The organism is Oryzobacter terrae, assembly GCF_042756445.1.
GTDB classification, from domain to species: Bacteria; Actinomycetota; Actinomycetes; order Actinomycetales; family Dermatophilaceae; genus Oryzobacter; species Oryzobacter terrae.
Window position 1 is genome coordinate 2,101,171 of record NZ_CP170578.1, and the last position, 14,820, is coordinate 2,115,990.

Here is a 14,820-nt window from a genome sequence, read left to right on the forward strand (position 1 = left end):
ATGCGGCTCTCTAGCGCAGACGGCAGACATCCGCAGAGAGCCCGATCGCGTGTCGCCTGTCCCCGCTCCGAGGGGGTCTGGTCGCGTGTGCTCGGGTGGTCGCTTCAGCGGCCGTCCCCGCACACGAGCCGGGGAAGCCCGCTCGCGTGTGCTCAGCTGGTCGCCAGAGCAGCCGTTCCAGCACACGCGGCGGGGGAAGCCGGGGGCACGAGGGGTTCCTAGGGGTTCCCTCGGGCTGTCTAGTGCTGGGGCGATACGGGGGGATACGGCGGCATCGACCCCGGTTTGCCCCGGCGCGCGGGGCGTGCGACCCTCGGGGAAGAGCCCCCTCACGCGGGCTCCCGGACGAGGGGTGCCGTACCCGGCCACGCGACAAGACGGCCCGTTGGAGCTGTCGTGTCCTGGGTCGTCCTCGTCCTGTCCGGAGTCCTCGAGGCCGTGTGGGCCACCGCCCTCGGCCGCTCGGAGGGCCTGAGCCGTCCGGGGCCGTCGGTCGTCTTCGGGGTCGCGCTCGCCCTGAGCATGGGCGGCCTCGGCTACGCGATGCGCGAGCTGCCCGTCGGCACGTCGTACGCGGTGTGGGTCGGCATCGGCGCCGGCCTCACCGTCGCCTACGCCATGGCCACGGGCGAGGAGCCGCTGTCGGCGGTCCGCGTCCTCCTCGTGGCCGGCATCGTCGGCTGCGTCATCGGCCTCAAGCTGACGCACTGAGCCGGGAGGCCGTGGCGTCGGCCCCGCGGACGCGATCGCGCCCCGGGTCAGGGGACCTCGGCGGCGGACCCGTCGGCGGTCTCCATCGGCTTGCCCGCGGCGTGCCAGGCACGCATCCCGCCGGCGAGGTTCGCGACCTCGTAGCCCTGCTGCTCGAGCCAGGGCATGACCCGCTGCACCCGGCCCCCGGAGCGGCAGGTGATGACGAGCGGCTCGTCGCGGTCGAGGAAGGGGGCCAGCTCGTCGACCCGGGCCGGCAGCTCGGACATCGGGATGTGCACGGCGGTGGGGGCGTGGCCGCGGTCCCACTCGTCCTGCTCGCGGATGTCGAGGACGACGGCGTCGTCGGACAGGTCGCTGACGGTGACGTCGGGGTAGGCACTCATGGACCCAGTATCCCAAGGAACCGCGGTGCGGCCGCCGCCAGGTCCGTCGGCGGCCTACTTGAGGAACTTGCTCGTCCGCCGGTCGGCGAGCGGCTTCCCCCCGGTCTGGCAGGTCGCGCAGTACTGGAGGGAGGAGTCGGCGAACGAGACCTCGCGCACGACGTCCCCGCACTCGGGACAGGTCTCCCCGGTGCGCCCGTGCACCCGCATCCCCGCGCGCTTGGCGTCCTTGAGCTCCTTGGCCGGCTTGCCCGAGGCCGTCGCCACCGCCCCGGCCAGCGTCGCCCGCAGCGCCTCGTAGAGCCGCTCGACCTCCGGCGGACCGAGCGTGGCCGCGAGCGCGAACGGCGACAGCTTGGCGACGTGCAGGACCTCGTCGGAGTACGCGTTTCCGACGCCGGCGATGATCGACTGGTCGCGCAGCATCCCCTTGACCTGCATGCGGTGCGACGCGGCGATGGCGGCGAACACCGCGAGGGTGAACTCGTCGGCCATCGGGTCGGGGCCGAGCGAGGCGATCCCCGGCACGAGCCCGGGGTCACCGACGATGTACGCCGCGAGGCGCTTCTTCGTCCCCGCCTCCGTGAGGTCGAAGCCGGACGCGTCGTCGAAGCGGACGCGCAGGGCGATGGGCGACTTGCCCGGGCGCAGGACCGTCGCCGGCATCGCGTCGGACCAGCGCAGCCAGCCCGCCCGGGCCAGGTGGAAGACGAGGTGCGTCCCCCCGCAGTCGAGGTCGAGGAACTTGCCGTGGCGTGCCACGCCGTCGACGGGTGCGCCGACGAGCGCCTGCGGCGGTGGGGTGAAGGTCTTGAGCACGGAGATGGAGCCGAGCTCGACGCCCGTGACGACGAGCCCGTCGGTGCGCTCGCGCAGGAAGTCGGCGAGGGCCTGCACCTCGGGCAGCTCGGGCATGACGCGACGCTACCGAACGGCACCGACTCGCGGCGCCGTTCGGGAGCGTCGCCGCCACGGCTCGGCCGCAGGACGGCAGGGCCGCAGGCGGCAGGGGTCAGCCGCAGGGCGGCAGGGGGGCGGGGAAGGTCCGGGAGTTGCGCAGGACCGAGAAGCAGGGCGACCCGGTGAGGTCCCAGAGCACGTCACCGGACGGGAGCAGCAGCCGCGGGTCGGGGTCGAACCCGTTGCCCCGCGCGACGTTGCCCGTGACCCGCCCGCCGTCGGGCGTGGGGTCGAGCAGCCCGTCGAGCGCCACGATCGCCGGCGGCAGGCCCACGACGCCGATGCCCGCGCTGCGGTTGCCCGAGACGACGTTGTCGACGATGTCGACCCGGTCCCCGGCGACGTTGACGACTCCCACCCCTCCGGGGAGCTGTCCGAGCAGCCCGTCCTCGGGGGCCACGGTGTTCGGGCGGTTGTTGCCCGACAGCGTGTTCCGTCGCACGACGACGTCCTCGGTGACCTTGACGGGACGACCCGGGGAGATCTGGACCATCGCCCCGATCGCGTTGTCGGTCGCGACGTTGTCCTCGACGACGACCCGGGTCGACAGCTCGACCTCGAGACCGATGGTGTTGTCGTGGGCGACGTTGTGGTCGACGAGGACGTCGCTGCACTGGCCGACGTACACGCCGGAGTCGTACGAGCCGCTGACCGAGTTGTGGTCGACCCTCCCGTGCGAGCACCGCACGGGGAAGAGCCCGTAGAGCGGGTTGTCGACGTACCGCGTCCCGGTGAGGCGGAAGTGGTCGACCCCGCTCAGCTGCACCCCGCTGCGCTCGAACCCGCGCACCGTGAGCCCGGAGAGGGTGAAGCCGTCGATCCTGCTGCCGTCGAGGGAGCGCACCCGGATGCCGAACGGGAGACCGGACCCGGTGCCGTCGAGCACCGCGCCGACGGGGCCGCGGATCGTCAGGCCCGGGGTCGTCACCGCGACCGTCTCGCGGTACGTCCCGGCCGGCACGACGACGGTGTCGCCGGGCGAGGCGGCGTCGACCGCGGCCTGGATGGTCGACGTGACGACGACCGTGTCCGTGGCGGCGCTGCTCGCCGTGGGCGCGGTGGCGAGGAGCGAGACCACGGCGGTCCCCGCGAGCACGAAGGAGAGTAGTCGGCGGGTCGTCATCTCACTGCACCTCCTGCGCGGTCGAGGACGTCCGGCGAGCGACGCCGGGGCACGTGTCGGGACGGGGACGGGTGGACATGGCGGGCTCCTCCGGTCGGTGGGATGGTCCGTCCACCGTCCCGGTGGCGGTCGCCCCGGCGCCTCCCTGAAACCACTGATCCTCCGGCCGACCCCTCGCCGGGGACCGGCCGCCGGTGCCACCATCAGACGTGGCCCGCACGGTGCTCCTCGTCGACGACCATCCGGGGTTCCGCCGGATGGCGCGGCTGCTGCTGCAGAGCGGGGGGTTCGACGTCGTCGGGGAGGCCGCCAGCCTGGCGCAGGCCCTCGAGCGGGCTCGCGAGCTCGAGCCCGACCTCGTCCTGCTCGACGTGCTGCTCCCCGACGGCAACGGGGCCGACCTCGCCGACGTCCTCGCCGGCCTCCCGCACCCACCGGGGGTCGTGCTGACCTCGAGCGACGAGAACGGTGGCCTCGGGCCGCGCCTGGCCACCGTCCCCGTCCTCGGTTTCGTCGCGAAGGACGAGCTCACCGTCGCCCGGCTGGTGGAGCTCTTCGGGTGACGCCGGACCGTGGCGAGACGGCGCGCACCGACCGGGTCGCGCTCACGATGGCCGTCGCGACGCTCGCCCTCCTCCTCGTCGACCTGTGGGTGGTGCTCGTCGTCGAGGTCAGGGCCCCCGCGACCTCCGTCGTGCGCGAGTTCGGGTTCGCCACCGCCTGGCTCGCCGTCGGGTGCGTGGCCCTGCGGGTCGGGAGGCCGCGCCTGGCCCGGCTCATCCTCACCCTGTCCCTCGTCCTGGCGGCGAACTTCGTCGGCTCCTTCGGGCTCTACAGCGACGCCGTCCTGCCGCGGCTCCTCGTCACCGTCACCGCCTTCCTCGTCCCGCTCCAGGCGCCCGTGGGCGGCCACCTCCTCCTCGCCTACCCGACCGGGGTGCTTCCCGAGGTCGCCGCCCGACGGCTCGTGGCGTTCGGGTACGCCGTGGGCGGCGCGGAGAGCCTGTGGTGGGGACTGACCCACACGTCCGTCGCCGCCTGCGAGCGCTGTGCCACCTCCTTCAGCGCGGTGGCCGTCCCCGGCGTCGTCAACCGCGTCGCGACGAGCACCTTCTCCGTCGTCTGGACGCTGGCGGCCGTGCTCTTCCTCGTCCTGCTGGTCCGGCGCTACCGGCGCGCGGGGCACCGGCAGCGCCGGCTGCTCCTCCTGCCCTACGCCTCCATCGCCGTCCTCGTGGTGCTGTTCGGGCTGCTCAGCCTCGTCGGTGCCGGCGCAGGAACGTCGGCGTGGGCCCTGTCGCTGCGCACGCTCGTCCTGCTGCAGGTCCTCGGGACCGTTGCCGTGCCCCTGTGCTTCCTCGTCGGCCTGCTCCACGAGCGGCTGTCGTACCGCCGGATCGGTGAGCTCGTCGTCGAGCTCGCCGGGTCGCCCGACACCGACCTCCAACGCTCGCTGAGCCTCGCCCTCGGCGACCCCCACCTGCGCGTCGTCTATCCCGTCGGCGACGGGTTCGTCGACGGTTCCGGTCGCGCAGCCCCGCCGCCGGTGGCCGACGAGCGCTCGGTCGTGACGCCCGTCGGCGACGCCGGGGCGGACCTCGCCCTCATCCGCCACGATCGCTCCCTCAGCGAGGAGCCGGCGCTGCTCACGGCGGCCGGCTCGGCGACGCGCATCATCCTCGAGAACGCCCGCCTCGCCGCGGAGGTGCGGTCCCAGCTGCTCGAGGTGCGCGAGTCCCGGGCACGGATCGTCACGGCCACCGACGAGGCCCGGGCCCGGCTCGAGCGCGACCTCCACGACGGCGCGCAGCAGCGCCTCCTCGCCATCGGAATCGCCCTCCGGCTGCTGCGCCAGCGACCCGGCGACCCGACCCTGCTCGACGCCGCCGAGGAGGAGCTGGTCAGCGCCCTCGCCGAGGTACGCGACCTCGCGTCGGGCATCCACCCCGCCGTCCTCACCGACCACGGGCTCGGCCCGGCCCTCGAGGCGCTGACCCACCGGCTCGGCCGCGGCGTCGTGCTCCGTCAGCCCGCCGGCCCGGTGGGGAGGCTCGCCTCCCCGGTGGAGGCCGCCGCGTACTTCGCCGCCGCCGAGGCGGTGAGCAACGCCCTCAAGCACGCCGCACCGAGCACGGTGACGTTGACGCTCGAGCGGCGGGGCGACGTCCTCGCCCTGGCCGTCGAGGACGACGGCGGCGGCGGGGCGGACGCCGACGGTGCGGGCCTCGTCGGGGTGCGCGACCGGCTGGCCGCCGTCGACGGCACCCTGCGCCTGTCGACGCAGCCCGGTGAGGGGACGACGCTGACGATGGAGATCCCGTGCGGGTGATCGTCGTCGAGGACAACCTGCTCGTCCGGGCCGGGCTGGCCACCCTGCTGCGCGACCGCGGGCACGAGGTGGTCGCCCTCGCCCCCGGGCCGGACCCGGTGCTCGCGCTGGTCCGCACCCACGACCCCGACGCCGTCGTCCTCGACATCCGGATGCCACCCACGCACACCGACGAGGGACTGCGCCTCGCCGAGGTGGTGCGCTCGCGCCACCCCGGGGTCGCGGTGCTCGTCCTGTCGCAGTACCTCGTCGCCTCGTACGCAGCGGTCCTCCTCGACCGGTCGCCCGCCCGCGTCGGCTACCTCCTCAAGGACAACGTCCTGCGGGCCGACGTCCTCGAGGGCGCGCTGCACCGGGTCGTGGCCGGGGGCACCTTCGTCGACCCGCAGCTCGTCGACCTCCTCATCCGCTCGCACTCCTCGCTCGACGTCCTCAGCGAGCGCGAGCTCGAGGTGCTGCGGCTCATGGCCGAGGGGTTGTCGGACCGGGGCATCGCCGAGCGCCTCACGGTGGGGCTCAGCACGGTGTTCACCCACGTGCAGCACGTCTTCGCCAAGCTCGACCTGCCGGCGGGCTCGTCGGACAACCGCCGGGTGCGCGCGGTCGTCACGTACCTGGCCACGCAGCGCGGGGGTGCGGCGCCGTGACGGCGGGCCTCCTCACGGCGCTCATCGTGGAGTGCCCGGCCGCCGAGCCGGTCGTCGGGCGGCACCGGCGCCGGCTCGACCGTGCCGCGGCCCTCGGCGTGCCGGCCCACGTGACCGTGGTCTTCCCCTTCGTCCCGCTGCGCGACCTCACCGAGCGGGACCACGACCACCTCGACGCCCTGTTCTCGGCAGTGCCGCCCTTCGAGCTCGTCGGCGCCCGCACGGGCTGGTTCGGGGACACCGCGCTGTACGTCGAGCCCGCCGACCCCCGCCCGCTCGTCGCGCTCGTCGACCTCGTGGTGGCCGCGTTCCCGCAGGCCCCGCCCTACGGCGGCGCCTTCCCCGAGGTCGTGCCCCACCTGACGATCGGTCACGACCACCCGCGAGCCGAGCTTCGGGCGGCGGAGCGGGAGGTCGGTCCCCTCCTGCCCGTCCGGCAGCCCGTGGAGTGCGTCGACCTCTGGAGCGGTCCAGCGCCGGAGTCCGGCGTCGGCCGGTGGCAGCGCGTGCGGCGCTACCCGTTCGCCGCGCCCGGGTCGACCGGAGCCGGACCCGGGTCCGGCCGGCTCGACGCCCGCTCAGGCGACGCGGCCGGGCAGGCGGGCCGACGGGTCGGGCCACCCCAGGGCCTCGATGACCGGCCGCAGCGCACCCTCGACCTCGGGTGAGGCGAAGGCCCGCCGGAGCGCTCCACCGGTGAGGACGTGCGCGAGCGAGGCCATGACCATCGCCTGGTCGAGGACGAGGTACCGCCCCGCGGTGCGCCTCGACGACAGCCCGAGGCAGTCGACGAACCCACCCGGGCCGTAGCAGCCGAGTGCCTCGAGCCGGGCGAGGCACGACGTCGCCTCCTCCGGCGCGTGGAGCAGGGCCATCGCCGCGGCGTGCGGGGTGACGACCGGGTCGCCGTCGCGCTCACTGGGGTAGCCGGGGTCGCGCCAGGCCAACGGCGGCACGCCCCACTCGGCGTAGCCCTCGCCGGGCCGGGCCGACGGCGACCAGCCCCGGCCGGCCATCCGTGGACCGCCGCCCACTCGCGCTGCCCGGCGACCGTCAGGGGGTGGTTGCGGGCCCAGAGGTCGGGCGACCACTCCTCCTCGGGGACGAGCAGGTCGGGCATCAGCGCCTCGAACATCGAGCCGCCGTAGGTGGGGACGACCTCGCAACCGCGGAACGACACGAGGGGGGCGTCGAGGGCGGCGAGGTGCTCCGGCGGGATTTGGCCCGCGACGATGCCGACGTACGAGGCGATCCGCGGCTCGGAGTTGAGCAGGTCGTAGTGGTGCTCGGTGTGGTGGACCGGGGCCCCACCCGTGGAGGGCGCGAGGACGCTCGCCTGCCCGGGGTCGGCCTCCCAGAACCCGCCGCGCAGCCGCCCGCCGGGTCCGGGCGGCCCGGCCCCGGCGTCGTGGAACGCGCCGAAGTCCATGAGGAGGCGCAGCCGGCGGGCCTCCGCGGCCAGCTCGGGCACCGCCGACTCGACGACGAGCAGGCCCGCCGCCAGCCACCCGTTGTCGACGCTGGACATGAAGGGCACGACCCGGGTGCCGTCGGGGAGCTCGCGGAGCAGCTCGCCGGAGACCTCGGAGTACCAGTTGGCGAGCTGGCCCGAGGCCTCGTGCCGCTCGACCGACGAGAGCGTCGACAGCGTTCTCGCGCAACGGGACCGACACTCATCCGCCGACACGAGCCCGAGCTCCCCCGCGGCGACGGTGCTCCACAGCAGGCCGCCGATGTTGGTCGGCGACGTGGAGCCCGAGCGGGTCGCGGGGTCGAGCGCGTCGTCGATCCCGTCGGCGGGGAGCCCGGTGCGCCCGTCGGTCATCGCGTCGAGGCAGCGCCAGGTGTCCCCCGCCCACCGCGCCAGGAGGGCGGGGTCAGGCACCGACGGGCTCCTCCGCGGCCCGCGACGGCACGCGCTCCGGTGGCGTCGGCAGCGACGGCCCGTCCCACGGGCAGCCGCACGAGCCGCGCAGGACGATCTTCGTCGGGATGACGAGCGGCTCGACGTCGTGGGTGCGGCCCTCGATGCGCTCGTGGAGGCGGATGGCCGCCCACCGGCCGAGGGCCCGGGTCGGCTGCTGCGCGGTCGTGAGCCCGGGTGCCATGAACCGCGAGGTCATGATGTCGTCGAACCCGGTGACCGCGAGGTCGTCGGGCACCCGCACCCCGCGCCGCGACAGCTGGGCCATGACCGACAGCGCGAGCTCGTCGTTGGCGCACAGCAGCGCGTCGACCGGCGCGTCCATCGCGAGGATCTGGTCGACGGCGGCCGGGCCCGAGGCCTCCTCGGGGTGAACGCGGATCGGCGGGCCGGCCTCGAGGAGCTTGCGCCGGCGCAGCGCCGAGACGAAGCCGTCGTAGCGGCCGGTGAAGTCGTGGGAGTCGTCGGCGTGCCCGACGAAGAGGATGTTGCGACGGCCGTGGCCGAGGAGGTGGCTCGTCAGCTCGGCGGCGCTGCGCTCGTTCTCGATGAGCACCGCGTCGCAGCCCTCGACCGGGTCGCGCGCGAGGAGCACCGTGGGGGTCCCCCGGCTGATCGAGCGCACCGTGGCGTCGCCGACCGTGGCCGTCGCGATGACGAGCCCGTCGACCCGCTGGAGGACGTTGCGCAGCGAGGTCTCGATGTCGACGGCCCCGTTGGCCAGGACGACGACGACCGACTGGCCGTACTGGGCGGCCGTCGACTCGAACCCGGTGAGCAGGTCGGAGAAGTAGGGGCCGTACAGCCCCGGGAGCACGAGGCCGTGGGTCTGGTGCCGGGGCACGTCGACCGGGCGCGAGGACCGGAGCGGCACGTAGTCGAGCTCCTCGACCGCGCGCAGCACCTTGCGGCGGGTCATCGGCGACGCGGGGGTCGACCCCTTGAGCACCCGCGACACCGTCGCGATCGACACCCCGGCCCGCTCGGCCACGGTGTAGATCGTCACCGGTCGGTCCTCGACGTCCGACGCCACCGCTCCTCCTTCCACCGCGACCAACCCTGCCGTCCCGGGGGACGTTAGGCCAGTCGCCGCAGCAGGCGTGGGACGCGGGGCGAGCACGGGTCAGGCGAAGGGGTTCGGCACCGCGTCGAGGAGCTTCCTCGTGTAGTCGTCCTTGGGCTGGCGGATGAGGTCGAGGGTCGGTCCGCGCTCGACGACGCGGCCCTCGTGGAGGACGAGCACCTCGTCGGAGAGCATCCGCGCGCTCAGCAGGTCGTGCGTGATGTAGAGGATCCCCATGTCCCGCTCGCGCACGAGGGTGGCGAGGAGCTCGAGCACCTCGGCGCGGATCGACACGTCCAGGCTCGAGATCGGCTCGTCGGCGACGATGATCTCGGGCTCGACGGCCAGGGCCCGGGCGATGACGACGCGCTGGCGCTGCCCACCCGACAGCTCGTAGGGGTAGCGGTTGAGGAAGCGGTCGGTGGGCGTGAGCGCCACCGTCTCGAGGAGCTCCTGGACCCGGGCGCGCAGCGCGTCGCCCTTGAGCCCCTGGTAGTTGACGAGCGGGCGCTCGAGCGTCTGGCCGATCCGCTTCGTCGGGTTGAGCGAGCTGTACGGGTCCTGGAAGACCATCTGCACGTGGCTGCGGTACTCGCGCAGCGAGCGGCCCCGGAAGCCGGCCACCTCGCGGTCGCCGCCCTCGGCGTGGAAGACGATGCGCCCCTGCGTCGGCTTGTCGACGCCCGTGATGAGCCGGGCCAGGGTCGACTTGCCCGACCCGCTCTGGCCGACGAGCGCGGTGACCTCACCGCGACGCAGGGTGAACGACACGTCCTCGACGGCGGTCGTGCGCTCGACGGTGAGGCCGCGCCGGCGCTCGTAGACCTTCGTGACGTCCTCGACCGACAGCAGGGGCGGGTGCTCGAGCGCCTTCGCCGACTCGTCGGCGGTCTTGACGAACTCCGGGCCGTTGAAGTGCCGGGTCCGCTCCCCGATGCCGGCGGCGTCAGGCCCGGCCTCCTCGGCCCCCCGCTGGATCCGCGCGACGTGGCAGGCGACCTCGCCGCCGTCGAGCGGCGCGAAGACCGGGGTCACGCTCTCGCAGCGGGCGATCCTCTCGGGGCAGCGCGCCACGAAGATGCAGCCCTCGACGGGACGGCTGAGGTCGGGCAGGCGGCCGGGGATGTAGGTGATCCGGACGGTCTCGGCCCGGGGGTCGCTGTACGACCCGAGCAGGCCCTTGGTGTACGGGTGCAGCGGGTCGGTGAGGAGGTCCTGGGTCGCGCGCTCCTCGACGATGCGGCCCGCGTACATGACGAGGATCCGGTCGGAGAGGTCGAGCACGGTGCCGATGTCGTGGCTGATGAACAGGACCGCGAAGCCCTTCTCGGCCTGCAGCCGGCGGACGTTCTCGAGGATCGAGTGCTGGACGACGACGTCGAGGCCGGTCGTCGGCTCGTCGAGGAGGACGACCTTGGGGTCGAGCGCCAGCGCGAGCGCGAGGTTGACGCGCTGCTTCATCCCGCCGGAGAGCTCGTGGGGGAAGGCCTTCATGAACCTGCGGTCGATCATCACCATGTCGAACAGCTCGCCGATGCGCTCGTCGACGGCGTCGCCGCGCAGCTCGGAGTGCTCCTCGATGACGTCGGCGAACTGGGCGTCGACGCGCACGACGGGGTTGAGCGAGTTCATGCTGCTCTGGAACACCGTCGAGATGTCGCGCCACCGCAGGTGGCGCAGCTCGTCCTCCGGCGTCGTCGTGATGTCCCTGCCGTCGAAGGTGATCGTCCCCTCGCTGATCCGCGCCGGCCGTTCGAGCAGGCGCAGCACGGCGTTGCCGAGGGTGGTCTTGCCGGAGCCGGACTCGCCGATGATGCCGACGAACTCGCCGGGGCGGATGGCGAACGAGACGTCGGAGACCGCGGTGATGGAGCGGTGCGCCTTGGGCTCGTAGCGGACCGAGAGGTTCTCGACCTCGAGGATCGGGTTCATCGGCTCAGTCCTCCCGGAGGTGGGGGTTGCTCAGCAGGTCGACCCCGAAGTTGAGGAACGACATGGCGGTGATGAGGAGCGCGAGGACGAGGCCCGGCGCGAAGACCCAGATGAACAGGCCCTGCGCGATGGCCCCCTGGGCGTCGGCCTGGTAGAGCATCGTGCCCCACGAGACCCGTCGCGAGTCCCCGAGGCCGAGCACGGCCAGGCCGGCCTCGGCGCCGATCGCACCGGTCGCGGCGCCGACGAATCCGGCGGCGACCAACGAGGTCATGTTGGGCATGATCTCGCGGAAGATGATCCGGAACGTGCTCTCGCCGGAGAACTTCGCGGCGGTGACGAAGTCGCGGTTGCGCAAGGTGATGATCTGCGAGCGCTTCCCGCGCGCCGCTCCCGCCCACGACGTGATGGCGATGACCGCGACGATGAGCCCGACACCGCGCGTCTCGGCGTACGCGACGAGCGTGATGATGAGGGGCAGCACCGGGATGACGAGCGCGACGTTGGTGACGAAGGTCAGCCCGTCGTCGAGCAGCGTGCCCTCGGCGTAGCCCGACACCATGCCGATGAGCAGCGCGATGAGGGTGGCGAGCACCCCGCCGAAGAGCCCGACGAGCATCGAGACGCGCGAGCCGTAGATGAGCTGCGAGGCGATGTCCTGCCCGTTCGTCGTCGTCCCGAGCCAGTTCTCGGCGCTCGGCCCGGCGAGGGGCACGAAGTCGGCGTTGGCGGGGTCGTGCGGGGCGATGAGCGGGGCGAAGACGGCGAGGAGGATGTAGACGCCGACGATGACGATGCCGACGCGCGCCTTCTTGCTGCTCCAGATGATCTTCCACCAGGCGTCGGGCGCCTGGGCGTCGCTGACGTCCTCGGCCGCGGCGGTGGCCTGGCCCTGGTCGACGTCACCGACCCGCATCGGGTCGGAGGCTGGGGTGGTGGTCACGACTCGCTCCTTCGCGCACGGGGGTCGAGGACGCCGTACAGCAGGTCGGCGACGAGGTTGGCCAGCAGCACGCCGACGGTGGTCAGCAGCATGAGGGTCTGCAGCAGCGGGTAGTCCTTGGCCCCCACGGCCTCGCCCATGAGGCGACCCAGGCCGGGGTAGTCGAAGACGGTCTCGACGAGGATCGCGCCGGCGAGCACGCTGCCGAGGGCGAGGGCGAAGCCGGTGACGCTCGGGAGCAGGGCGTTGCGGGCGGCGTAGCGCAGGGCGATCCGGCGCTCGGGCAGGCCCTTGGCCTTCGCGAGGCGGATGTAGTCCTCGCCGAGGTTCATGATCATCGTGTTGCGCATCCCGAGGACCCACCCGACCGGGGCGACGATGAGGAGGGACAGGGCCGGGAGCAGCGAGTGGGTGATGGCCTCCTGGATGAAGGGCCCGTTGAATCCCGGTGTCGCAGCGGCGTACCCACCGGACGTCGGCAGGACCCCGAGGGTGTAGCCGAAGACGTACAGCAGGAGCAGGGCGATCCAGAACGGCTGGAGGGTGCCGAGGAAGGTCGAGCCGAGCGTCACGACCGAGTCGATCCTCGTGTTGCGGCGCCAGGCGGCGTAGGTGCCGAGGACGATGCCGATGACGAAGGCGAGGATCTGCGTCACGACGACGAGGACGACGGTCCACCAGATGGCCTGGCCGATGACCTCGCTGACGGGGAACGGGTAGTACGTGTAGCTCAGGCCGAAGTCCCCGTGGAAGAGGTCGTTGAGGTAGGCGGTGTACTGCTCCCACAGCGACCCGTCGGGGGTGCCGAGCATGGCGCGCATGGCCTGGACCTGCGCCGGGTCGAGGGCGTTGTCCTTGCCGGCGAGCCGTCGCACCATGATCTCCGCCGGGTCCCCGGGCTGGAGCCTGGGGATGATGAAGTTCAGGGTGACGACGGCCCACAGGGTGGCGAGGAAGAAGCCCACCTTTCGGGCGAAGTACTTCACGTCTCGTCCTCCGTCGGTCTCGCGAGGGCCCGCCCTCGCTCCTGCGTCGTGCGGTGGGAACCGTGCCGGGACGCGGGTCGCGCGTCCCGGCACGGTGTCAGGGGGTCACTTCGGCGAGGTGAGCCGGGTGAGGACGAGCAGCCGGTCGTCCGAGGGGTTGGCGTACGGGTCCTGCTCGCTCGGCCAGCCGGTCGCCTTGTCGGTGCGGTAGATCAGGCGGGTGGGGGCGTAGATGAGCGAGGTCACCGGGTACTGCTTCATCATGACGTCGACGAGCTTGCCGACCTCGGTGCGCTGGGTCTCCTCGTCGGTCGCCTGCGAGAGGGCGTCGACGGTGGCGTCGACCGAGGGGTCGGAGAAGCGGCCGACGTTGGGCAGGATCTCCTTCTCGCTCGGGAACTGCTTGCTCGAGAGCTTGGCGCCGATGTTGCGGGCCAGCTCGCAGCCGCCGTGGAGGTACTCGAGGAGGACCTGGAAGTTGCCGGTCTTCTTCTGGTCGTCGACCGACTCCGGGGCCGAGGCGGTGACCTTGGTGGCGACCCCGACCTCGTTCATGCCCTTGGCGATGACGTCGGCGATGGCCTGGTAGTCGATGAAGCCGGCCTGCACCGTGAAGTTCACCGCGAGCGGCGAGCCGTCGGGCAGGGTGCGCTTGCCGTCGGCGCCCTTGGCGTAGCCGGCGGCATCGAGCATCTGGTTGGCCTTGGCCGTGTCGTACGGGAGGACGGTGTCCTGGCCCTTGTACGCGTCGGGGAGCAGCTTCTCCATCGACGGGAGCTTCAGCCCGGTCTGGCTCGCGGGCTTCATGACGCCGTAGGTGGCCTTGAGCGACATGGCCTCCTTGTCCATCGCGTACGAGATGGCCTCGCGGAACTTCACGTCGTCGAACGGCTTCTTCTCGAGGTTGCCGGTGAGGACGGTCATCCCGTTGGGGGCGTAGTAGAACTTGTTCGTCTTCTTGTCGGCGGAGACGAAGGTCTTCTCGGGGTTGGGGATCTCGCCCCAGTAGGCATCGAGCTCGCCGGCGCGCAGCTTGAGCGCGGCCTGCGAGGCGTCGTACTGCCCCTCCTGGACGATCTTCTGGACCTTGACCTTGTCGGCCTGCCAGTAGTCGGCGCGACGGTCGAGCACGAGGCGGCGGCCGTTGAAGGTGCCGAGCTTGTACGGGCCGGTCGAGACCGGCTTCTTGTCGATGTACTTCGTCGGGTCGCCGACCTTGGAGTACACGTGCTCGGGGAGCATCTTCTGCTTGATGATCTCGTCGTACTTCGCCGCGGCGTTGCCCGAGAAGGCGAGCGTCACCGTGTTGCCCTCGGCGGTCACCGAGTCGGCCGGCGCGCCGAACGTCTCGGTCCACACCCCCGCCTTGTCCATGCCGGGGTACTGCTTCATGAGGTTGAAGGTGAAGGCGACGTCCTTGGCGGTGAACGGCTGGCCGTCACTCCACTTCACGCCGTCGCGGACCTCGATGACGAGGGTCTTGTCGTCCTTCCACTCGGCCTTGTTGGCGAGCCAGGGCGTCTCCTCGCAGGTGAGGCCGTTCTTGATGATGAGCGGCTCGTAGAGCCAGAACGTCGTCAGGGGGTTCGGCGAGTACGGGTTGAAGTTCCCGAGACCGCCGACCGCGCCCTGGACCTCGGCCGGGAAGGTCAGCTGCGCGACCATCCCGTCGCCGGCTGCTCCACCGGAGCCGCCGTCTGCGGTGCCACCTCCCCCCGAGCACGCGGCGAGCGCAAGGCTCGCGAGCAGGCCGCCGGCGGCGGCGAGGGACGTCGATCGAGTCAGCATCGTTGCAGACCTCCTGAGCGGTGGTGTC

Annotated in this window: 14 protein-coding genes and 1 riboswitch; of the genes, 5 read left to right on the plus strand and 9 right to left on the minus strand. The window is 72.6% G+C overall.

Annotated features, from left to right (window positions below; genetic code table 11):
* Positions 1-318: 318 nt before the first annotated feature.
* A riboswitch (guanidine-III (ykkC-III) riboswitch) is annotated at positions 319-387 on the plus strand.
* Between the two features lie 9 nt (positions 388-396).
* Positions 397-711 carry a DMT family transporter gene (locus ACFWN3_RS09960; RefSeq protein ID WP_377639125.1) on the plus strand — a complete coding sequence of 105 codons (315 nt, stop codon included), beginning with the start codon at positions 397-399 and terminating at the stop codon, positions 709-711.
* 47 nt (positions 712-758) lie between these two features.
* On the opposite strand, the gene ACFWN3_RS09965 is transcribed toward ACFWN3_RS09960, so the two are convergent.
* The 3 genes from ACFWN3_RS09965 to ACFWN3_RS09975 all read right to left on the minus strand — a co-directional run bounded on the left by ACFWN3_RS09965 (position 759) and on the right by ACFWN3_RS09975 (position 3,180).
* A complete protein-coding gene (locus tag ACFWN3_RS09965; protein WP_377639127.1) occupies positions 759-1,097 on the minus strand; it encodes a rhodanese-like domain-containing protein in 339 nt (112 codons plus the stop codon).
* A 54-nt stretch (positions 1,098-1,151) separates the two neighbouring features.
* Positions 1,152-2,012 (minus strand): Fpg/Nei family DNA glycosylase, encoded by an 861-nt coding sequence (locus ACFWN3_RS09970; protein ID WP_377639129.1) that lies wholly within the window; start codon positions 2,010-2,012, stop codon positions 1,152-1,154.
* 97 nt (positions 2,013-2,109) lie between these two features.
* The gene (locus ACFWN3_RS09975) at positions 2,110-3,180 is read right to left on the minus strand and encodes a nitrous oxide reductase family maturation protein NosD (protein ID WP_377639131.1); all 1,071 of its coding nucleotides are present in this window, start codon (positions 3,178-3,180) and stop codon (positions 2,110-2,112) included.
* A 209-nt stretch (positions 3,181-3,389) separates the two neighbouring features.
* Here ACFWN3_RS09975 and ACFWN3_RS09980 point away from each other — a divergent pair, with 209 nt between their 5' ends.
* From ACFWN3_RS09980 to ACFWN3_RS09995, 4 genes are read left to right on the plus strand one after another with little or no spacing between them, the layout of a single operon-like run.
* A complete protein-coding gene (locus ACFWN3_RS09980) occupies positions 3,390-3,743 on the plus strand; it encodes a response regulator (RefSeq protein ID WP_377639132.1) in 354 nt (117 codons plus the stop codon).
* Entirely contained in the window at positions 3,740-5,509 is a 1,770-nt protein-coding gene (locus ACFWN3_RS09985) for a sensor histidine kinase (RefSeq protein WP_377639134.1), read from the plus strand. Before ACFWN3_RS09980 ends, ACFWN3_RS09985 begins: the two co-directional genes overlap by 4 nt.
* On the plus strand, positions 5,500-6,156 hold the full coding sequence (locus tag ACFWN3_RS09990) for a response regulator (RefSeq protein ID WP_377639136.1): 657 nt from the start codon (positions 5,500-5,502) through the stop codon (positions 6,154-6,156). The genes ACFWN3_RS09985 and ACFWN3_RS09990 overlap by 10 nt, the downstream gene beginning before the upstream one ends.
* Positions 6,153-6,824, plus strand: coding sequence for a 2'-5' RNA ligase family protein (locus ACFWN3_RS09995; RefSeq protein WP_377639138.1), 672 nt, complete (start codon positions 6,153-6,155; stop codon positions 6,822-6,824). The genes ACFWN3_RS09990 and ACFWN3_RS09995 overlap by 4 nt, the downstream gene beginning before the upstream one ends.
* On the opposite strand, the gene ACFWN3_RS10000 is transcribed toward ACFWN3_RS09995, so the two are convergent.
* The 6 genes from ACFWN3_RS10000 to ACFWN3_RS10025 form a co-directional block, all read right to left on the minus strand.
* Positions 6,735-7,172, minus strand: a complete 438-nt coding sequence (locus ACFWN3_RS10000) for a glucoamylase family protein (RefSeq protein ID WP_377639140.1) — start codon at positions 7,170-7,172, stop codon at positions 6,735-6,737. The two genes, ACFWN3_RS09995 and ACFWN3_RS10000, sit on opposite strands and share 90 nt — an antisense overlap.
* 861 nt (positions 7,173-8,033) lie before the next feature.
* Entirely contained in the window at positions 8,034-9,113 is a 1,080-nt protein-coding gene (locus ACFWN3_RS10005) for a LacI family DNA-binding transcriptional regulator (RefSeq protein WP_377639142.1), read from the minus strand.
* A 90-nt stretch (positions 9,114-9,203) separates the two neighbouring features.
* Positions 9,204-11,075 (minus strand): ABC transporter ATP-binding protein, encoded by a 1,872-nt coding sequence (locus tag ACFWN3_RS10010; protein ID WP_377639143.1) that lies wholly within the window; start codon positions 11,073-11,075, stop codon positions 9,204-9,206.
* A gap of 4 nt (positions 11,076-11,079) precedes the next feature.
* Positions 11,080-12,018, minus strand: a complete 939-nt coding sequence (locus tag ACFWN3_RS10015) for an ABC transporter permease (RefSeq protein WP_377639145.1) — start codon at positions 12,016-12,018, stop codon at positions 11,080-11,082.
* Positions 12,015-13,004, minus strand: a complete 990-nt coding sequence (locus ACFWN3_RS10020) for an ABC transporter permease (protein WP_377639147.1) — start codon at positions 13,002-13,004, stop codon at positions 12,015-12,017. The genes ACFWN3_RS10015 and ACFWN3_RS10020 overlap by 4 nt, the downstream gene beginning before the upstream one ends.
* A gap of 105 nt (positions 13,005-13,109) precedes the next feature.
* Complete coding sequence (locus ACFWN3_RS10025) at positions 13,110-14,792, minus strand: ABC transporter substrate-binding protein (protein WP_377639149.1); 1,683 nt, start codon at positions 14,790-14,792, stop codon at positions 13,110-13,112.
* Between the last annotated feature and the right edge of the window lie 28 nt (positions 14,793-14,820).

Excerpts from the sequence above, each read along its gene's own strand:
- ACFWN3_RS09965 (WP_377639127.1), bottom strand. The coding sequence starts at position 1,097 with ATGAGTGCCTACCCCGACGTCACCGTCAGCGACCTGTCCGACGACGCC.
- ACFWN3_RS10010 (WP_377639143.1), bottom strand. The coding sequence starts at position 11,075 with ATGAACCCGATCCTCGAGGTCGAGAACCTCTCGGTCCGCTACGAGCCC.
- ACFWN3_RS10025 (WP_377639149.1), bottom strand. The coding sequence starts at position 14,792 with ATGCTGACTCGATCGACGTCCCTCGCCGCCGCCGGCGGCCTGCTCGCG.
- ACFWN3_RS09975 (WP_377639131.1), bottom strand. The coding sequence starts at position 3,180 with ATGACGACCCGCCGACTACTCTCCTTCGTGCTCGCGGGGACCGCCGTG.
- ACFWN3_RS09970 (WP_377639129.1), bottom strand. The coding sequence starts at position 2,012 with ATGCCCGAGCTGCCCGAGGTGCAGGCCCTCGCCGACTTCCTGCGCGAG.
- ACFWN3_RS10000 (WP_377639140.1), bottom strand. The coding sequence starts at position 7,172 with ATGGCCGGCCGGGGCTGGTCGCCGTCGGCCCGGCCCGGCGAGGGCTAC.